Source organism: Acidilutibacter cellobiosedens (assembly GCF_004103715.1).
Classification (GTDB): domain Bacteria; phylum Bacillota; class Clostridia; order Tissierellales; family Acidilutibacteraceae; genus Acidilutibacter; species Acidilutibacter cellobiosedens.
The window spans coordinates 1,633,694-1,652,971 of record NZ_CP035282.1; the positions used below are offsets into that span (position 1 = coordinate 1,633,694).

Below are 19,278 nucleotides of genomic sequence, written 5' to 3' on the forward strand. Positions count from 1 at the left end.
AAATTAGCTTAAAATCGTGGGAGGGTGTTTTAATGAAAGTGTTGATACATGACTTGGACAGTGATGTTTTAAATGGTTTGTTTCCTAATATAAGCAAAGAAGTCAAAATAATATCACCAGAAAAGGAAATAAAGAAGTGTATAGGCTGTTTCGGCTGCTGGATAAAAACCCCCGGATATTGTGTTATTAAAGATGGTTATGAGAATATGGGAAAGCTTTTGTCGGAAAGCGAGGAATTAATTATCATAAGCCGAGTATGCTATGGTGGTTTCAGCCCTTTTGTAAAGAATGTATTAGACCGAAGTATCGGGTATCTTAGCCCTTTTTTTACAGTCAGAAATAAAGAAATGCATCACAAAAGCCGGTACAAAAGAAAGTTAAAATTATCTGTAATAGCATATGGAAAAGATGCCACAGAAAAAGAAAGAGATAATTTATCAAAGATAGTTGCAGCTAATGGTGTTAATTTTAATGCGATTGATCATTCTTTTTGTTTTGCAGACAATATTGATGATATACCGAAATTAAGGGGGGTTCTCTGATGAAAATTTGCATGATAAATGGCAGTCCAAAAGCTAAAGACAGTTGTTCCCGGTATTTAATTGATGAAATAATTAAATTGATGGATGATAAAACTGAAGTGCTTATATGTGACGGAAGCCATAAACCGTTTAAAGACGATATGTTTCAACAGATTTATAATTGCGACAAAGTAGTTTTTGTTTTTCCCCTATATGTAGATGCTGTTCCGTCGCATTTAGTTTATTTTTTGGAATCATTCCAAGAATATATAAGATTGCAACCTGTTAAAAATATTTCCGTTTATGCTGTTTCAAATTGCGGTTTTTATGAGGGAGAACAAAACAAATATGCTCTAAAAATAATTGAAAATTTTTGTGAAGATTCAGGACTTAACTGGCAATTTGGAATAGGAACGGGGACGGGTCCCTTTATAGCTCAATCCCAGACTATTCCTTGGCAGTCCTCCGTAAAACGCCCTATATATCAGGCCCTCATTGCTTTAAAAAAAGGTTTGGAAGAAGGATACCAACCAAAGGAGAATATATTTGTAATGGCAAAGATGCCGAGATACATATATATTGCTTCAGCCCATGCAGGCTGGAGATTGTCGGCTAAGAAAAACAACTTGAGGTTCAGAGATATATGATATATGTAGATTGCACGTCAAAGGATAGAGTATGTAACAGTCTTTTAATAACTGAAGGGCAGTCAGATAATAGTAGAATCAAGCTGTGTATTGTTAACGAAGTATGTGGATTTTAGAAAAGTTACATATATTGTTAAGAATGATAAAGTGTAATATCTTGTTACATATTTTAAGATGGTTTCGCAGGATTATTCTCATTATGAGAACAATCCTGCGAAAAATTTCTAATTTTGAGAATATATTTTTTTGATACTCCTTTTAAATAGCCGAAATTTGACATTATGCATTTTGGAACAAAAATTGCAGTATTATAAGGCTGAAAACATAAAAGGAGGTTTTTATATGATAAACATTAAATTAATATCCCGAGAAGAAATCAAAGAAAAACTGACAATGAAGAAAACTCTGGAACTTGTAGAAAAGGTTTATGCCGCTCATGGTAACGGCCATGTTGTTATGCCTTCTAAAATTACTCTGGATTTAGGTGAAAGTACGGATTGGCCCCCCTATGGAGGGTCTTACAATGCGATGCCCGCATATTTGGGAGAGGATTTTGATATGTCGGGGATAAAATGGGTCTGGGGGTTTAATGACAACTATAAGAAAGGCTTACCCTATATAAGTGCTGTAATCATACTTAACGATCCAAGAACAGGGGAGGTTCTCTCCATAATGGATGGAAGTTATATTACGGACATAAGAACAGGTGCAGCTACCGGAGTAGCCGCAAAATACTTGGTATCTAAAAAAGCAAGAAATCTTGGCATAATAGGTGCCGGGGTTCAGGGAAGAATGAATTTGAGAGCTATGAATGAAGTTATGAAAATTGACCATGTAATAATTGGAGATATACGAAGAGAGGCAGCCGAAAAGTTCGCTGAAGAAATGTCAAAAGAATTGAATTTGGATATATCTGTTGCAAAGAACAACGAAGAAGTTTGTGTCGATTCCGATGCTATTATAACCGTTACAATAGCCAATGAACCCCTTGTTATGAGAAAATGGCTCAAGAAAGGATGTACCGTATTATCAGTCGGATCATTTCAGGAACTTGATGAAAGTATTCCCTTAAAAGCCGATAAACTTGTAGTTGATAATTGGGAACAAAATTCACACAGGGGAGAATTGCTTAAACTTGTTAAAGCCGGAAGAATAACAAAGAATAATATATATGCTGAGATACCTGAGATTGTTATCGGGGAAAAAAAAGGAAGAGAAAATGACGATGAGATAATATGTGCGTGTATCATAGGTATGGGTTCAACTGATATTGGGGTTGCCGCCGAATTATACAAAAGGGATTTTATAAACTATAATAAGAACACTGTTTCCTTAAGGTAAAATCATTATGAAAAATAAATATATATCTAAAAGATACTGGAAAGATAAATCTACTCCTATGGGGAAGGTTGATGAGCTTGCAAAACAATTTAACGATGTAATAGATTTGAGTCTTGGCGACCCCGATTTAATAACCCATGATATAATTATTGATAATTCCATGAGGGATGCGAAACTGGGATATACAAAATATACCGACTTCAGGGGTGATCCGGAGCTTAGAGAAGAAATAACAAAATTTTATAAAGAGGAATACGGTTTAACTATAAAGGATGAAGAAATATTTGTAACTGCCAGCGGATGTTTGGCAATGTATCTTGTTCTTGAGGCCATTTTAGATGATGGGGATGAAGTCATAGTTCAGACACCATATTTTACTCCATATCCACAACAGGTGGAGTTGGCAAGAGGAATACCTGTACCTTTGAATACCTATGAGAACGAAGACTTTCAGATAGATACGGACAGATTGGAAAAATTAATAACCGAAAGGACAAAGGCGATAATAGTTAATTCACCGAACAATCCTACAGGAAGTACATTGACGCCGAAAACTATTGAAGGCATCAGAGATATTGCGGTTAAATATGATTTAATAGTAATATCCGATGACATATATACATCATTCTGCTATGAAGAACCTTTTATTCCCATTATATGTACGGATGGAATGAAAGAAAGGACAATAATCATCAACAGTTTTTCTAAGAATTTTACAATGACCGGTTGGAGAATAGGCAATATTATAGCTCCCGATTACATCATAAAAGTTATTCAGCAAATAAATGAAAATGTGGTATTTACTGCTCCGTCAATATCCCAGAGAGGAGCGATTTACGCATTGAGAAACAGAAAAAAGGTTCAGAAACCCATAATAGAGGAATATAAAAAACGTGTGTTTTATTCTGCGGACAGAATTAACGGAATACCAAATATGTCTGTCCTTAGTCCTAAAGGAACATTTTATTTATTTGTGAACATAAAAAGAACAGGATTGTCTTCGGCTGAAGCAAGCGATGCTCTTCTTAAAGAAGCTCATGTCCTTACTATACCCGGCATAGCTTTTGGAGAATGCGGAGAAGGATATATAAGGCTTGCATGTACTGTGGGAATCGAAAAGCTTAAGGAAGCCTTCGACAGAATAGAGAAAATGGAAATTTTCCATAAAAGTGGGGAGGATAAATTATGGAAGACACTAAGTTGAAAAAATCAAAGATGCCTGATCCATATGTTATTCTATTTGTATTAATTGTAATCATGGCATTGTTGACTTATATTATACCTTCAGGACAGTATCAGATGGTTAAAGCTCCAGACGGAAGAATGGTTGTAGATCCCGATTCATTTAAATACATCAAAGGGAACAAGGCAGGTTTATTTGATATTTTGAAAGCGTTTCCTAAAGGATTAAGCGGTTCGGAAAGCATAATATTTTTTATACTGATTATAGGAGGATCATTTAACCTGATTAATCAAACCGGAGCTATTATGGCAGCTATCTCTAAGATAGCCGTAAAACTTAAAGGCAAGGAAAATTTGATGATACCCATAATTGTTTTTGTTTTTTCTGTGGGAGGAGCTACAATAGGCATGAGTGAGGAACTGATAATTTTTGTTCCCTTAGGAATAGCTTTGGCAAGGGCATTAGGATATGATGCCATTGTAGGTACGGCTTGTGTATTGATGGGAGCTGTAGCAGGCTATACTTCGGGGGTTGTCAATCCTTTTAATGTAGGAGTCGCCCAAGGAATTGCGGGACTACCTATGTTTTCCGGAATCGGACTGAGAATAGTTATATGGATTGCAACGGTAATTCTTGTTTTGATATATATTTCGAGATATGCTAAAAAGGTTAAGGAAGATCCTAAAAATAGCCTTATATATGATATCGAACAAAAAGAGAAAAGTACGATTTTGGATTTGGAAACAATAGACCCTCTTACCAAAAAGCAAATACTTGTATTAATTATATTTGCATTAGGTATGATTACATTGCTAATCGGAGTATTCAACTTTGACTGGTATCTTACAGAAATATCAGCTGTATTTTTTGCAATGGGTATTATTTCCGGTTTGGTATATGGCATAAAACCAAATGATTTGGTAAAAGGCTTCATTGATGGAGTAAAGGATATTGCCTATGGGGCAATGATAGTAGGTTTGGCAAGGGGTATTCTTGTTATAATGCAGGATGCCATGATTCTTGATACTATAGTCCACGGTTTGGCATCGGTAATATCATTTTTCCCGAGAGCTGTATGTGCGCTTGGAATGCTCTTTGTTCAAACTATACTGAATTTTATAATTACATCGGGTTCAGGGTTGGCGGCAACGACTATGCCAATCATGTCTCCTCTTGCGGATGTTTTGGGATTGACAAGACAAACTGCGGTTTTAGCCTTTCAATTTGGAGATGGAATTACAAACTATATAGCGCCTACATCGGGTATTTTAATGGCAAACTTATTAGTTGCGAAAATTCCCTATGAGAAATGGGTTAAATTTATCTGGCCTTTGATAGCAATGTGGACCCTGCTGGGAGCTTTATTTGTAGTATATGCATCTTTGATAAATTATGGGCCGTTTTAAGATTCCTTAAATGTAAGTTGAATGGAAAAAGCACTCTGTACAAAGATAAATAATTTTTACTTTGCAGAGTGCTTTTATGCATTTCCTGAAAATATCCTTGAAATTGTTTTCCATTAAATATAATATGTATATAAGAAAAGATTCTATCAGAACATTATATTATAATGAAGCTTTTCTTGAAACTCATTTAAGGAAAGTTCCTTTTAATCAATATTTATGAGTGAGAGCTTTCCTATTCGTTATAAAAAACGATATATGCTTTATTTTGATAGGGAGTGATGTTGACTTGTTTGAGCTTGTGAACATACAGGAATACGTTCAAAAAATGGCTGTAATTATAGCAACCGTATTGGATATGGAGGTGCTCATAGGTGATACTCATTTAAAAATACTGGGAGACAGTCACCTTCAGCCGAAATCGAAAGATTATTTCGGAAAAAACTCAATATCAGCAAGAGCATTGAAGGAGAAGAAGGTTATAATAATTGAAGAACGAAAAACGGAGACTGCTACCTGTAAGAATTGCTCCAAAAAGGAAAATTGCGATATATGTTCTATGATAGTTTTGCCCATAATGAAAGGGGAAATATTAATAGGAAGCGTGGCAATATATGCAAGTACAGAAGAAGACAAAAAGAAATTGATTCACAAGAGAAAATTTTTTATAGATTTCATAACTAAAATGTCTGATCTTTTAATAAGTAAACTTGAAGAAAATCATGAAAATTTGGAGCTTAAAGTATTCTATAAAAGGTTGGCTCTCTTAATAGAATATATAGATTTTGCCCTAATCGGTCTTGACGAAAATCATAATATTATAAATTGTAATTCAAAATTTAGGAAGATGTTTGGTTTTGGCGACAGAGAAATAAAAAATCTTAATGAAATATTTGATTATATTGATGAGGATGATTTTTATTCTCTTGTAAACAGAACCGTATTTGAAGAAAAGCAGGTTATTTTTAGAATAAACGGAAAGCAAGTTAGCATTATAGTGACCTGTGATCCCATAATAGCTGACGGTATATACAAGGGTTCTCTTATATATTTTAAAAAGACGGAGGAGCTTTACAAGCAGATAAATAAGGTATCAAGTAATGTTTCGGATTTTAAATTTGATCAGATAATAGGAAGTAGTGATGTAATAAAAAAAATTAAAGAGGATGCACATACATTTGCCAAAAGTTCATCGACTATACTTATACAAGGTGAAAGTGGAACGGGCAAAGAACTGTTTGCAAGAGCTATACACAGCGAAAGTAATGTATCGAAAGGGCCTTTTATAGCCGTAAATTGTGCGGCAATCCCCGATAATTTACTTGAAAGTGAGCTTTTCGGGTATGAAGAGGGAGCCTTTACGGGTTCTGTAAAAGGCGGCAAAATAGGAAAATTTGAATTGGCAAACGGTGGGACACTTTTTCTTGATGAAGTAGGTGAAATGCCTATACATCTTCAATCTAAACTTTTAAGAGCTATACAGGAAAGAAAAATACAAAGGATTGGTTCTAATAGAGATGTGCCTGTAAAAATACGTATAATTGCTGCAACAAATAAAAATTTGAGTAAAATGGTTAAAACAGGTGAGTTCAGGGAGGATTTATATTATCGTCTTAATGTTATTCCTCTGTTTATTCCGGCACTGAGGGACAGAAGGGAGGACATTCCGGTATTCCTTGACTATTTTTTAAATACCTACAATAAGGCATTGAACAAAAATATTAAGGGCTTTGATAATAATGTCAAGGAGTTAATGTATAATTACAGTTGGCCCGGTAATATAAGAGAACTTCAAAATACCGTTGAATATGCAGTAAATATTGTTAAAGGAAACTTCATAAGTATAAAAGATCTTCCGCCAAGGGAATTCAGTTATGAGGAGGAACCAACGGAGACAGAATATGGCTTAATAAGACCTCTGAAGGAAGTGGAAGCTTTGTACATAGACCGTGCATTGAAAAAATACGGAGATACGTTGGAGGGAAAAGAAAATGCCGCTAAGGCTTTGGGAATAAGCAGAGCAACGTTGTACAGAAAAATTCAAGAAAAGAAAAAAGATTAAATAATATTATAATATAATAATAAAGGAAGTGGATAAATTGGAACATATAATCAAAACAAATAAATCCGACGAGATGATTAATATTACGGATATAGTAGAAAATGATATTAGGGAAAGTGGTATAGAAGAAGGTCTTGTTACCGTATTTGTTCCTCATACGACTGCCGGGGTAACAATAAATGAAAACGCGGATCCCGATGTGGTCCATGATATACTGGAAGGTTTAAGAAGGGCTTTTCCGGAAGACAGAGGATACCTTCATAGGGAAGGTAATTCTCACGCTCATATAAAAGCTTCTGTTATAGGTTCTTCATGTACTGTTATTATAGAAAAAGGAAGAATGAAATTAGGCATATGGCAAGGTATTTATTTTTGTGAATTCGACGGTCCAAGGACAAGAAAATTTTTTGTAAAAATGTATTAAAATTAAAGAGCAGATGGAGAGATAAGGATAATGGAAAATTTAAAATTAAGACTTGAAAGAGAAAATGACTGCAGAGAAGTTGAAATGTTAACGAGAGAAGCCTTTTGGAATGTCCATGTTCCCGGCTGCGATGAGCATTTTATTCTTCACAATATCAGGAATAGCGAAGATTTTATTCCTGAGCTTGATTTTGTGGCAGAAGTTGGAGGACGGATTTTGGGGCATATTGCTTATACTCATGGGGTCATAGAAAATGATAATGGAGAGAAATATAAGGTGATTTGTTTCGGACCTATAAGCGTACATCCGGATTTTCAGAAAAGGGGAATCGGTTCCGAATTGGTCAGGTATTCGTTAAATAAGGCAAAGGACATGGGATTTGAAGCCGTGTGTATTTATGGAGATCCCAGATACTACAGCAGGTTTGGATTTAGATGCGGCGAAAGATACAATATTAAAACTTCAGACGGAATGTATGCAGTAGCTTTGATGGCCTTGGAACTCAAGCCCGGAGCTTTACAGGGGATAAAGGGAAGATTTGTGGAAAGCAGTAGTTTTGAAGCAGAAAAAGAAGAGTTTGATATATTTGAAAGCACATTTCCCCATAAAGAAAAGAAAGAGACTTATTCTCAAACAGAATTCAAAATTTTATCAAGCTTAAGATATAAATAACGACACAAGGGGACACGAGGGGACGGTTCTTTTGTGCTGCTGCCGTGCAGCTATTATATTATAGGCAGAGTATTTAAAGTATTCTGTGAGAAAATAAATGAGTAAATGTAGAGGAGAAAATATATGGATATTGTTGAGAAATGTAAAAATGTATTAATGAAATATGAAAATATACTTTTTGCGTATATCTTTGGATCATATGCCAAAGGAAATATGAGAGCGGATAGTGACGTAGATATCGGAATATATTTGAAAGAAGAGATGAACATAGAAGAATATTTGAAAATAAGAATGGATTTAACTAAAATATGTAAAAGACAAGTTGATTTGGTAGTATTAAATGCTGCTACCCCTTTATTAAAATATGAAATTTATAAAAATAATATACTGTTGTTTACAAGAGATAGAACCATTGAAAGCAATTATAAAGTAAAAATATTATTTGAATACAATGATATAAAAAGATATTTAGAAATGTCCTATAAGAAAACTATTGAAAGACTAAAAAACGAGGTGGATTTTAATGGTTAATATAGAAGTAATTAAACAAAGGCTCAATCAATTGTCAGCTTCATTGAATAAAATTGAAAGATATAAAAATTTGCCACTAGAAAAATTTTTAAAAGATGATATTGCACAAGATGTTGTAGAATATAATCTATTTATAGCTATAAACATGATGGTTGATATTGCAACTCATATTGTAGTAGATAATAATATGGGTAATCCTGAAATTCTCGGAGATGCATTTGAAATTTTAAATAATAAAAAATATTTAGAGGATAAAGAAACTAAAATCTATAAAAATATGGTAGGTCTTAGAAATATATTATCTCATGAATACTTAAAAATAGATAAAGAAATAATATATGAAATTTTACAGTATAACTTAACGGATATAAAGAAATTTATTATTTTTGTAAATGATAATTTTATTTAATCAATTCTATAAAGAATTTAGTTCGTGGGTAGAGGAGAAAATATATGGACAGTAGTAATACAATTATAATTTATAGTTCAAAATATGGAGCCACCAAGAAATATGCATGTTGGTTGTCGGAGGAATTGAATTGTGACTTGCTTGAAACAAAAAAAGCCACAATAGATAAGGTTGAAAAGTATAATATTATTATTTTTGGCGGAGGTATTTATGCTTCAGGTATTTTAGGTATTTCCTTTCTTAAAAAGTATTACGAAAGGTTGAAAAACAAAAAGATTGTAGCATTTGCAGTAGGTGCATCTCCTTATGACGAAAAAGCTATAGAGGCTTTAAGAAAGCATAATTTTAAAGATGAACTTGCCGGAATACCTTGCTTTTATTGCAGGGGAGCATGGAATGAGGCAGGTATGTCATGGAAAGATCGCATGTTATGCGGAATGCTAAAAAAGGTTGTTGCAAAGAAAAACCCTGAGAATTATGAACCATGGGAAGCTGCTTTAATGCAGGCAATCGGTTCTAACCATGATTGGACGGATAAAGACAATTTGAAACCAATAATTGAATTGATACGGAAATATGAAGCGGAAAATTAGAATCACACGGAATCACTTCAAATCGTCCATTTGTAGAAAGTTTTTTACTTTAAAAATTCTACGGATTTTTTCAATATAAATTTTTTAAACAGCAGATGAGAAGTTAAATGCCCGGAAGGAAGCATATACCTTTTGGGTTTTCCCATTTTAGTCCATAAATCTTTGGAAGCATTTTTGGGAATAAAGGGGTCAAAGATGGCATTAATCATTAAAACCTTATTCGTATCTACTAATTTGGCAAACAAGGATGGATCGTATCTGAAACAGATGGGCAGTTTGTTTAAATCATCTATAGTATTGAATTTTTTTGCTTCTTCATCAAAAGTTTCATGTAGTTTGCGACATTTTTCTATACTACAGCTTCCCTTATCTTCATAACGTACTCTCAAAACCTTGGTTGCAACACTTCCCCAAGTGATATATAAAAAATTGCCTCCGGATACAATAAATACAGCCTTGTCTAATCTTTTATCCAAAGCCTTGGCTATTGTTCCTATCATACCTCCGAAACTAAATCCCATAATGTGTATTTTTTTGATGCCCATATTTTCCAAATAATCAACGCAGGATAGAATATCTACAACTGACTGATAAAATCTTTTTTCGATATCAGCTGCAGTACCGGATAGGAAGTTTATTTTTTTATCTTTCGGCATTCTTTCAAAATGATAAGGCAATACAGGCATTATGGTTGTATAACCGTATTTAGCTAAATTTTCGGGATAATATTTTAAGTATTCAAAATTTCTACTGCCTAAACCATGTATAAATACAATGCCTTCTTTTCCATTGCCTTCATATAAGAAAGCTTTTCCCCTATCAACATATTGGTCACCTGAAGGAAACGCACTATTAAAATATAATATATTTTGGTTCTCTCTTTTAAATACTACATTTTTCCTGGAAATATTATACATATCAAATACCCTTCTTCTTTAAAATAAAAAGTACATATATATTATACACCATTTTTCCCATAAGAAGGCAGTTTTTTAGATATTTGTCCCGAATTAACACTTATCGGCATTAGCTGATGTGGTTGTCTTTACGTAAGTATTTTATTTTTTGATAATTTATGGTATGATAATTAGAAAATATAGTATATATTGGCGTTATAATGTAATACAAAATGGAATTTGACAGTATTTCTGACAATTTATATTAAAAGTGGGGTGAGTTTGTGAAAACGGAAAATAAATTGGATAGGAATAATGTAGAAAATATCATGACTTTAACGGATTTGCAGCAGGGGTTATTGTTCCATTATATCAGCAATGAACACAGCCATATGTATCATGAACAGCTGAGTTTAAATATTAAAGGAGATTTAAAGCTAAATTTATTACAGAAATCATGGCAACATGTAATAGATAACAACGAAATGTTAAGGACGGTTTTCAGATGGAAGGGAATAGACAAGCCTGTTCAAATTGTTCTTAAAGAACATAAAGTACCTATTAACTACATTGACCTTACAGAAAAATCAGACAAATACAGTGAAATAGAAAATATTAAACTGAATGATTTAAATAGCAGAATAGATATAACAAGAGAAACTTTAAGAATTTATCTGTGTAAATTAGACGAATATATTCATGAGATGATTGTAAGCAGCCATCATATTATATACGACGGCTGGAGTAACGGAGTAATATTAAAAGAATTGACGGAAACATAGAATATTTAGGGAGAACAGACAATCAGGTAAAGATAAGGGGATTCAGAATAGAACTGGGAGAAATAGAAAACAGGCTGTTACAACATGAAGACATAAAAGAAGCGGCAGTCACAGCAAGAGAAGATGAAGGAGAAAAATATATATGTGCCTATGTGGTAAGCGATAAAGATATCGCTACATTGGATTTAAGGGGTTATCTAAAGAAGAGCTTACCGGAGTACATGATACCTTCATATTTTATGAAACTGGAAAAGATGCCTCTGACAGCCAACGGAAAACTTAACAGGAAGTCTCTTCCAAAGCCTGAAATAGAAATTAACCTAAATGAATATGAAGAGCCGAGGAATGAAACGGAAGAGAAATTAGTCAAGATATGGAAAGAAGTATTGGGAGCAGAAAAGGTAGGAATAAATGACAATTTCTTTGAACTGGGAGGGCATTCGTTGAAGGCGTCCATATTGTCAAACAGAATTTATAAAGAATTAAATATTGATATACCCATAGGTGAGATATATAATAGACCTACTGTAAAAGAAATATGTGAATTGATACAAAAAAATGAGGAGTTGTCACTTCGTTCTATGAATATAGACCTTAAAAACAAATTTTCTAAACCCTCGATGATTGTTAAATATGATACGGAATTGACGGAAGAGATTGTACTCCACACTGATGAAGATATTGAGAAAGTATTGGATTATATTAAAAATAATTCCAAAGAAAGCATCGATATAGATTATATTACAGATTATAGCTCCTTAGAGGAAGGTCCGATAATTCAAAAAATCAATACGGATAAGTTGAGCAAGAAACTTAAGTTAAAAAAAATTGAAGAAAACAAAATTGATAGGATATTGAAAGAATTAAAGGCAGATTCGGATGAATTAAGGGAAAATATATTTTTAAAGAAAAGAGTATATAAATACGATATGGGTTGTGTGGCTAATGAAAATGCGAAACTTTGGGATCGAAAAATTAAAAGGAGCAAGATAAGATTTATAATTCCCTTTAAAAATAAAAATTTTCAAGACAATAAAAATGCGATATTGTTAAAACTGATTAATGAACAGCCGGTACTCAGGTCATCTATATGTTTTGAAGAGGGATTATATAAATTTGCGGAATATGAAAAATTAGACAATATTAATTTTAATATCATAGATCTTTCAGAATATGATTATAAATCAAAAATAGAAGCTATGGAAAGAATTATGGATTTCATGGAAAAGGCCTTAAACGAAGAAGGAGGTTTAAATAACATATTATATTATTTTGCCATAATAAAGTTAAGTTTAAATCAATATTGTTTTTTGCTGAACATTGCCCATTTAATTTCCGATATTAATGCCAAACGAATAATAAGAATGTATTTGGAAGAAAGATGTGATAAGAACTATGAGATTTTGCCATTCAGCCATTATATAAACAATATCCTTTTATGTGACAAAGAAAAGAAGTTTGAGATATTCAACAAATCTTTAATCTTAAAGGAATATAAAGCAGCAGCAGACTTATTTTACAAAAAATATCCCTGCTATACAACAGGAAGTCCTATTAGATTTTCCGAACCGTTTGTGATAAAATACAATTCTGATTTCAAACCGATCCTTGAAACTGCAATATATATTGTATCAAAGATATTGTATATCCAGTTTGAAATTGATTCTATTCCTCTAGGAATATTGAGCAATAAACGGATATGGGAGAAATATAAATATTATAATACCATAGGAAATTTTGTTGACAAGATTCCCTGTACTTTTAATGGCGTTTCCCATAAAAATTCTAAATTTGATTATTATAAAAAATATCTGGAAACAGATGCCGAGCTTTCAAAGGACAATATTGTATTAAAGGAACTAAACGGGGATATAGAGTTCACAAAGTATATTTATATACTTTCACCTTTTTCGTTAAATTATCTCGGGGACTATACGCCTTTTGAGGACGAGCAGTATTTAAAGGGTATAAGGAGAACATTCATACAGTCATATCCCGTAAATTCCTATTCCGTAGGGGGTTCGGAATTAAGAATTATATTTATCAATGGTGTGGAAAAGGATCGGCTTCCGTCAATTGAAAAATTTATGGAAGAGTTAGGCGGAACATATGAATGGAGATATATTTAGGAGGGATCTTATGCTTCACAAATTTGACGGATTAAATAAAGATATTTCTACACAAATTAATATGCTTGAAAATATTATCATGTTGAATTCAAATTTGAAAAAAATCTTAATAAAATCAAAAGAATTAAATATTACAGATTATTATATAGGAGCCGGATGTATTGCTCAAACTGTTTGGAATTTTCTTTCCGATAATCCCATTGACTATGGAATAAGTGATATAGATTTTGTATATTTCGATTTAAATTTAGAAGAATCCACCGAAAATTTAATGGCTCAGCGAGTGAATACTCTTTTTTCGGACATTAAAATCCCTATTGATGTTAAAAATGAAGCAAGAGTTCATCTTTGGTATGAAAATCATTTTGGGTATAAAATTGAACCATACAATTCTCTTGAAGAATCAATAAATTCATGGCCTACAACAGCTACATCTATAGGGTTAAGAATTGAGGAGGACAGATTAAAGGTGTATGCGCCTTTTGGACTTAACGACTTGTTTGGGGGGATTGTCCGGGCCAATAAAGTACAGATAACCGAAGAGATTTATAACAATAAAGTGAACAAATGGCATAATAAATGGCCTAATTTGACTATTATTCCATGGTAATAATTATTTAGTTCAATATGGACTTAGAAAGAGGGAATATACATGGATTTGGAAAAAATGGATGAATTTTTTAATAAACGTGTGAATATGTATGATGACCATATGTTAAATGAGGTGGAAGGCTGCAGGGAGGGCTATAAAAGAATGGCGGAACAAATTCCCGACAGTACGAAAAAGTTGTTGGATTTAGGCTGTGGTACTGGGCTGGAATTAGATAAGATTTTCAGACGTTTACCTGATGTGGAGGTAACAGGAATTGATCTGTCAAAAGGTATGCTTGATAGATTGAGAGAAAAGTACAATAATAAAAAAGTCAAACTGATTCAATCAGATTATTTTGACTATAATTTTGGTATCGGAATATTTGATACGGCAATTTCTTTTCAGACTCTTCATCATTTTTCCCATGAGGAGAAGACAATTCTCTATACTAAAATTTACAAATCATTAAATTCGAGAGGTTTATATATAGAATGTGATTATATGGCAAATACGCAAGAAGAAGAGGATTTTTATTTCGCCGAAAACAAACGGTTACGGTCAGAAATGGGAATTAAGGGAGGGTTTTATCACTATGATACTCCTTGTACAATTGATAATCAGATAAAAATGTTAAATACAGCCGGTTTTAAAAGAGTAGAAAAATTGTGGCAACAGGCTGCAGCAGTACTTTTAGTAGCGCAAAAATAAAATAATTATATTGCCAGTTTTTAGATTAAACCATTATATCTATTTTGATTATAATGGTTTAATTTTTTGAAAAAATAAATTATATATTTTTTAATAACCTATTGACATTATAAAATAACTATATTATACTGTAATTGTTCATAAGAACACTATATGTTCAAATGAACAGGAAAGGAAAGGTGATTGATGAAAATGGATATGCAGCGGAGAATTTTAACGACTATATGTCAGATGTATTATGAACAAAATTTAACACAACAACAAATAGCAAATAAAACAGGCTTGACAAGAATGAAAATATCACGTTCTTTACAAAAAGCAAAGGATATGGGCATTGTCCGAATTATTATTGATTATAGCGGTTTATATTTAGAATTGGAATCTGAGATTAATAGTAAATATCAATTAAAGGAAACTATTATTGTTGACAGTTCAATGAATAATGATATGAAAAACCAAGTTGCCAGTACTGCTGCTTATTATTTAGAAAACAATTTGACTAAGAATTCAACAATTGCAATTGGATGGGGATCGACAATGAGCAGAGTATCTAATTTTATTCAAGATATGTCCAATATGAAATTGTTATTTTCACCTATTATAGGGGGACACGGCAAAAGTGAACTTGATATGCATGCGACAACAATATCTTCTAATCTGGCAAAAAAAACGGGATGTAATTCATTATCTTTATTAGCTCCTGCATTAGTTAAGAGTAAAAAGGAAAAGGAACTTTTAATGGATGATACACACATTAAGGAAGTTATTAATCAGACTAAACGTGCCGATTATGCTCTATTTAGCTTAGGTTCACCTTTAGTAAAGGATAGTAGTTTAAGCAAATCAGGATATCTTTCGGACGATGACTTAAAACAGTTGAAAGATGAAGGTGCTGTTTGTGATATTGTTTCTATAGCGTTTTTAAACAAGGATGGAAACATTTGCTGTAAGAATATAACAGATAGAAGTGTAGGTATTAGTGAAAGTGATTTAAAAAATATACCACTGAAAATTTGTATAGTGGAGGGCGAAGAAAAACATGATGCTGTAAAAGTTGCTTTGAAAGCCGGATATATTAATGTTTTGATTACGGACAAGGATACGGCCAAGTTTTTAGTTCAATAAGCTTTTGACAATGCTTTCTTTAAAAGAAAACGTTGTTAAAAAATATATACCCAACTGAAAGGAGGTGGACATAATGAAAACCTATAAGATTCTTGTTTCCTGCGGTAGCGGCATTGCAACAAGTACGGTTATTGCAAATAGGGTAAAGAAGCTGTGTGAAGACAATGAAATAGACGTATCAATAAAACAAGTCAAAATAGTAGAAGTTGAAAAATTAGCACCTGATTATGATTTGATAGTTTCGAGTACAAGAGTACCAAATACAGTGAAAACGCCTTCAATATTTGCAATAAGTTATTTAACCGGAGTAAATCAAGAAGCAACAGATAAAGAGGTTGTATCTAAATTAAAACATATTGTAGAAAAATAGGAGGAATAGAAATGGAATATATAAAGATGGCGGACAACTTATACTTTTCAAGAATAGCTCTCGGATTCTGGAGGCTTTTAGATTGGAATTTGACTGATGATGAGTTAATTCGATTTCTTGAAGAATGTTTGGATTTAGGTATTACGACAATGGATCATGCTGATATCTATGGAAATTATATGGTAGAAAAAAAATTTGGAGATGCGCTGAAGAAAAGACCGGATTTAAGAAAGAAGATGCAGATTATTACCAAATGTGGAATTGTGTATAAATCTGCTGCTGCAAGGGTGAAATATTATGATTATAGTGAAAAATATATTATTCAGCAAGTAGAAAAATCACTTAAATATATGGGGACAGATTATATTGATACGTTATTATTGCATCGTCCAAGCCCGTTTATGGACCCAAAAGAAATAGGTAAGGCTTTCGAAAAATTATATAAAGATGGTAAGGTAAAGAGTTTTGGAGTTTCTAATTTTTTACCAGATGAATTTCGAATGCTAAAATCATATCTTACAGTTCCTTTAATTACAGACCAAGTTGAACTTTCAGCTTTAAATATGGGAAATATGGAAAACGGGGTTATAAACTTATGTTTGGAAGAAAGAATTCACCCAATGATTTGGTCACCGTTGGCAGGAGGAAGAATTTTTACAGGGACAGAAGAACAGGAAATTCGGTTACGTGAGACGTTGGAAATTATCAGGGAAGAAGTCGGAGCATCGTCTATTGATGAAATTGCTTTTGCCTGGTTGTTATCACATCCCGCACAATTGATACCAATTACTGGTTCAGGAGAAATCGGTTTAGTAAAAAAGCCCGTTAGTGCATTAAAATATAAATTGACACCTGAAGAATGGTTTATGATTTGGACAGCAGTTAAGGGACATAAGGTTCCTTAAATATAAAAATATAAAGGAGGAAATAAAATGGCGGCGTTAAATTGGATATTAAGTTTGGGAGCAGCAGTTATGTTACCTATTATCATCTTTGTATTTGGGTTGATAATGGGAGCCGGTCTTTCAAAATCCTTTAGATCCGGAGTTACAATAGGAATTGGATTCACGGGAATCAATTTGGTCATCAATTTATTGACATCGGAATTGGGACCTGCAGCACAAGCCATGACTAAAAGATTAGGCCTGAATTTGAAAATAATCGATATCGGATGGCCGGCAATGTCTTCTATTTCATGGGCCTGGGTTGCGGCCGGGTTAATGATTCCTATTGTATTGATAATCAATTTTATTATGTTAAGCCTGAAGCTTACCAAAACAATGGATGTTGATATATGGAATTTTTGGCAATTTTCATTTATTGGTGCGGCTGTAACGGCTACAAGCGGAAGTGTTGTCATGGGAATTGTGGCAGCCAGTGTAGCGGCTATCATTGCTTTGTTATTAGCTGATTATACGCAACCTTATGTGGAGAATTACTTTGGTATGCCGGGAATATCTTTCCCTCATTTGACGGCTTTGGGATTTTTACCAATCGTTATTCCTTTGAATTGGCTACTGAATCATATACCGGGGATTAACCGTTTGAATGCCAATCCGGAAACGATTAGAAAAAAATTCGGGATATTTGGCGAACCTATGGCAATGGGGCTAATTATCGGAATTGCTTTAGGAATATTAGGAGGGTTAGATGCGGCTAGTATATTGAAATTGGGAATCGCAATGGCTGCAGTTATGTATTTGATGCCTAAAATGGTGGCGGTTCTAATGGAAGGATTAATTCCAATTTCAGAAGCGGCAAGAGAATTTATGGCTAAACATTTTGGTGACCGCCAGATTTTTATTGGTCTGGATGCCGCTGTTTCTTTGGGAGAACCTTCCGTTATTGCAGTAGGTTTGTTGTTAGTGCCGATTACTATTTTTTTAGCAATAATTTTACCGGGGAATCAAATTTTACCATTTGCTGATTTGGCAGTAATACCATTTCTTGTTTGCTTGATTACCGCTATGTCTAAGGGCAATGTTATTCATTCATTGATAATAGGAACAGTGGTAATGGCTCTTGTGCTGTTATTTGCTACAAATTTGTCACCTGCCGAAACAAAGATGGCGCTAACTGCAGGAGTAACTATACCGGAAGGTGCATCCCAGATTGGAAATTTGGATCGTGCCAATTTTATAACTTGGATTATTGTTAAATTATTTTCATTGTTCTAAATTTCATATTAATTAATTAAAAAATATTAGTAGAAAAGGAGATATTATCATGAAACTAACTAAAAGTGAATTTTTAAGACATGTTGATCATTCATTATTAAAGCCACAATTAACTAAACAAGAGGTTTTAGAAGGTTTACATTTTGCAAAGGAAAATCATTGTGCTTCAGTATGTATTAATCCTTGTAATTTAGATTTGGCTTATGAAATATTACACGGAACAGATGTTAAAATCGGAACAGTTATTGGTTTTCCTTCAGGAGCACATACCACTTTTTCAAAAGTTGCTGAAGCAAAAGATGCGTATGCCAAGGGTGCAGCTGAGTTAGATATGGTTATTGATATAGGGGCATTGAAAAACAGAGAAGTAGATAAAGTAAAAGATGATATCAACGCAGTTGTTAATGCAACTCCTTGTATTGTAAAAGTTATCCTGGAAAATTGTTTTTTAACAAAAGAAGAAATTGCACTGGGTTCTAAATTAGTAGAAGAGGCAGGTGCAGCTTATGTAAAGACATCAACGGGATTTGCTCCGGGGGGTGCTACTGTAGAAGACATTCGTTTAATGAAAGAATCGGTTTCTAAAGAGATGAAGATAAAGGCTGCCGGAGGTATTCATACCTTAGAAGAATGCCTGAAACTAATTGATGCAGGAGCTGACCGTATTGGAATTAGTAGGACACAAGAAATAATTAAAGAATTTAATTGAGGAG

Annotated in this window: 21 protein-coding genes; 20 read left to right on the top strand and 1 reads right to left on the bottom strand. The window is 33.2% G+C overall.

Annotated elements, in window-relative coordinates; genetic code table 11:
- Window positions 1-32: 32 nt before the first annotated feature.
- The 11 genes from EQM13_RS07765 (at window position 33) to EQM13_RS07815 (ending at window position 9,786) form a co-directional block, all read left to right on the top strand.
- Window positions 33-542, top strand: coding sequence for a flavodoxin family protein (locus EQM13_RS07765; RefSeq protein WP_071138894.1), 510 nt, complete (start codon window positions 33-35; stop codon window positions 540-542).
- On the top strand, window positions 542-1,168 hold the full coding sequence (locus EQM13_RS07770; protein ID WP_128752383.1) for a flavodoxin family protein: 627 nt from the start codon (window positions 542-544) through the stop codon (window positions 1,166-1,168). The genes EQM13_RS07765 and EQM13_RS07770 overlap by 1 nt, the downstream gene beginning before the upstream one ends.
- A 342-nt stretch (window positions 1,169-1,510) precedes the next feature.
- On the top strand, window positions 1,511-2,509 hold the full coding sequence (locus tag EQM13_RS07775; protein WP_071138892.1) for an ornithine cyclodeaminase family protein: 999 nt from the start codon (window positions 1,511-1,513) through the stop codon (window positions 2,507-2,509).
- A 7-nt stretch (window positions 2,510-2,516) separates the two neighbouring features.
- Entirely contained in the window at window positions 2,517-3,713 is a 1,197-nt protein-coding gene (locus tag EQM13_RS07780) for a pyridoxal phosphate-dependent aminotransferase (RefSeq protein WP_128752384.1), read from the top strand.
- Window positions 3,695-5,098 carry a YfcC family protein gene (locus tag EQM13_RS07785; RefSeq protein ID WP_128752385.1) on the top strand — a complete coding sequence of 468 codons (1,404 nt, stop codon included), beginning with the start codon at window positions 3,695-3,697 and terminating at the stop codon, window positions 5,096-5,098. Before EQM13_RS07780 ends, EQM13_RS07785 begins: the two co-directional genes overlap by 19 nt.
- A 286-nt stretch (window positions 5,099-5,384) precedes the next feature.
- Window positions 5,385-7,157: a sigma-54-dependent Fis family transcriptional regulator gene (locus EQM13_RS07790; protein WP_128752386.1), complete on the top strand. Its 1,773-nt coding sequence runs from the start codon at window positions 5,385-5,387 to the stop codon at window positions 7,155-7,157.
- 37 nt (window positions 7,158-7,194) lie between these two features.
- On the top strand, window positions 7,195-7,581 hold the full coding sequence (locus EQM13_RS07795; RefSeq protein WP_114218835.1) for a secondary thiamine-phosphate synthase enzyme YjbQ: 387 nt from the start codon (window positions 7,195-7,197) through the stop codon (window positions 7,579-7,581).
- Window positions 7,582-7,611: 30 nt separating this feature from the next.
- Window positions 7,612-8,253: a GNAT family N-acetyltransferase gene (locus EQM13_RS07800; protein ID WP_071138888.1), complete on the top strand. Its 642-nt coding sequence runs from the start codon at window positions 7,612-7,614 to the stop codon at window positions 8,251-8,253.
- Between the two features lie 123 nt (window positions 8,254-8,376).
- Entirely contained in the window at window positions 8,377-8,784 is a 408-nt protein-coding gene (gene mntA / locus EQM13_RS07805) for a type VII toxin-antitoxin system MntA family adenylyltransferase antitoxin (protein WP_128752387.1), read from the top strand.
- Window positions 8,777-9,193 carry a type VII toxin-antitoxin system HepT family RNase toxin gene (hepT, locus tag EQM13_RS07810; RefSeq protein ID WP_128752388.1) on the top strand — a complete coding sequence of 139 codons (417 nt, stop codon included), beginning with the start codon at window positions 8,777-8,779 and terminating at the stop codon, window positions 9,191-9,193. The genes mntA and hepT overlap by 8 nt, the downstream gene beginning before the upstream one ends.
- A 44-nt stretch (window positions 9,194-9,237) precedes the next feature.
- On the top strand, window positions 9,238-9,786 hold the full coding sequence (locus tag EQM13_RS07815) for a flavodoxin domain-containing protein (protein WP_071138885.1): 549 nt from the start codon (window positions 9,238-9,240) through the stop codon (window positions 9,784-9,786).
- Window positions 9,787-9,830: 44 nt separating this feature from the next.
- Here the strand turns inward: EQM13_RS07815 and EQM13_RS07820 are convergent, their stop codons facing one another.
- Window positions 9,831-10,703 (bottom strand): alpha/beta hydrolase, encoded by an 873-nt coding sequence (locus EQM13_RS07820; protein ID WP_128752389.1) that lies wholly within the window; start codon window positions 10,701-10,703, stop codon window positions 9,831-9,833.
- A gap of 263 nt (window positions 10,704-10,966) precedes the next feature.
- Here EQM13_RS07820 and EQM13_RS07825 point away from each other — a divergent pair, with 263 nt between their 5' ends.
- From EQM13_RS07825 to deoC, 9 genes are all read left to right on the top strand, one after another.
- Window positions 10,967-11,464: a condensation domain-containing protein gene (locus EQM13_RS07825; RefSeq protein ID WP_128752390.1), complete on the top strand. Its 498-nt coding sequence runs from the start codon at window positions 10,967-10,969 to the stop codon at window positions 11,462-11,464.
- Window positions 11,465-11,556: 92 nt separating this feature from the next.
- Entirely contained in the window at window positions 11,557-13,593 is a 2,037-nt protein-coding gene (locus tag EQM13_RS07830; RefSeq protein WP_240663025.1) for a phosphopantetheine-binding protein, read from the top strand.
- Window positions 13,594-13,603: 10 nt separating this feature from the next.
- On the top strand, window positions 13,604-14,203 hold the full coding sequence (locus tag EQM13_RS07835) for a nucleotidyltransferase family protein (protein WP_071138932.1): 600 nt from the start codon (window positions 13,604-13,606) through the stop codon (window positions 14,201-14,203).
- Window positions 14,204-14,245: 42 nt separating this feature from the next.
- Window positions 14,246-14,893: a class I SAM-dependent methyltransferase gene (locus EQM13_RS07840; protein WP_128752392.1), complete on the top strand. Its 648-nt coding sequence runs from the start codon at window positions 14,246-14,248 to the stop codon at window positions 14,891-14,893.
- 198 nt (window positions 14,894-15,091) lie between these two features.
- Window positions 15,092-16,018 (top strand): sugar-binding transcriptional regulator, encoded by a 927-nt coding sequence (locus tag EQM13_RS07845; RefSeq protein ID WP_206172938.1) that lies wholly within the window; start codon window positions 15,092-15,094, stop codon window positions 16,016-16,018.
- Window positions 16,019-16,091: 73 nt separating this feature from the next.
- Window positions 16,092-16,388: a PTS sugar transporter subunit IIB gene (locus tag EQM13_RS07850; protein WP_071138880.1), complete on the top strand. Its 297-nt coding sequence runs from the start codon at window positions 16,092-16,094 to the stop codon at window positions 16,386-16,388.
- Between the two features lie 11 nt (window positions 16,389-16,399).
- On the top strand, window positions 16,400-17,293 hold the full coding sequence (locus EQM13_RS07855) for an aldo/keto reductase (RefSeq protein WP_071138879.1): 894 nt from the start codon (window positions 16,400-16,402) through the stop codon (window positions 17,291-17,293).
- Between the two features lie 27 nt (window positions 17,294-17,320).
- Window positions 17,321-18,565: a PTS galactitol transporter subunit IIC gene (locus tag EQM13_RS07860; protein ID WP_071138878.1), complete on the top strand. Its 1,245-nt coding sequence runs from the start codon at window positions 17,321-17,323 to the stop codon at window positions 18,563-18,565.
- Between the two features lie 49 nt (window positions 18,566-18,614).
- On the top strand, window positions 18,615-19,274 hold the full coding sequence (gene deoC, locus EQM13_RS07865; RefSeq protein ID WP_071138877.1) for a deoxyribose-phosphate aldolase: 660 nt from the start codon (window positions 18,615-18,617) through the stop codon (window positions 19,272-19,274).
- The last annotated feature ends 4 nt before the right edge of the window (window positions 19,275-19,278 follow it).

Bases quoted from the DNA above. Each gene is read 5' to 3' on its own strand.
- EQM13_RS07765 (WP_071138894.1), top strand. From the start codon at position 33: ATGAAAGTGTTGATACATGACTTGGACAGTGATGTTTTAAATGGTTTG.
- EQM13_RS07770 (WP_128752383.1), top strand. From the start codon at position 542: ATGAAAATTTGCATGATAAATGGCAGTCCAAAAGCTAAAGACAGTTGT.
- EQM13_RS07775 (WP_071138892.1), top strand. From the start codon at position 1,511: ATGATAAACATTAAATTAATATCCCGAGAAGAAATCAAAGAAAAACTG.
- EQM13_RS07780 (WP_128752384.1), top strand. From the start codon at position 2,517: ATGAAAAATAAATATATATCTAAAAGATACTGGAAAGATAAATCTACT.
- EQM13_RS07785 (WP_128752385.1), top strand. From the start codon at position 3,695: ATGGAAGACACTAAGTTGAAAAAATCAAAGATGCCTGATCCATATGTT.
- EQM13_RS07800 (WP_071138888.1), top strand. From the start codon at position 7,612: ATGGAAAATTTAAAATTAAGACTTGAAAGAGAAAATGACTGCAGAGAA.
- mntA (WP_128752387.1), top strand. From the start codon at position 8,377: ATGGATATTGTTGAGAAATGTAAAAATGTATTAATGAAATATGAAAAT.
- hepT (WP_128752388.1), top strand. From the start codon at position 8,777: ATGGTTAATATAGAAGTAATTAAACAAAGGCTCAATCAATTGTCAGCT.
- EQM13_RS07815 (WP_071138885.1), top strand. From the start codon at position 9,238: ATGGACAGTAGTAATACAATTATAATTTATAGTTCAAAATATGGAGCC.
- EQM13_RS07820 (WP_128752389.1), bottom strand. From the start codon at position 10,703: ATGTATAATATTTCCAGGAAAAATGTAGTATTTAAAAGAGAGAACCAA.
- EQM13_RS07835 (WP_071138932.1), top strand. From the start codon at position 13,604: ATGCTTCACAAATTTGACGGATTAAATAAAGATATTTCTACACAAATT.
- EQM13_RS07840 (WP_128752392.1), top strand. From the start codon at position 14,246: ATGGATTTGGAAAAAATGGATGAATTTTTTAATAAACGTGTGAATATG.
- EQM13_RS07845 (WP_206172938.1), top strand. From the start codon at position 15,092: ATGCAGCGGAGAATTTTAACGACTATATGTCAGATGTATTATGAACAA.
- EQM13_RS07850 (WP_071138880.1), top strand. From the start codon at position 16,092: ATGAAAACCTATAAGATTCTTGTTTCCTGCGGTAGCGGCATTGCAACA.
- EQM13_RS07855 (WP_071138879.1), top strand. From the start codon at position 16,400: ATGGAATATATAAAGATGGCGGACAACTTATACTTTTCAAGAATAGCT.
- EQM13_RS07860 (WP_071138878.1), top strand. From the start codon at position 17,321: ATGGCGGCGTTAAATTGGATATTAAGTTTGGGAGCAGCAGTTATGTTA.
- deoC (WP_071138877.1), top strand. From the start codon at position 18,615: ATGAAACTAACTAAAAGTGAATTTTTAAGACATGTTGATCATTCATTA.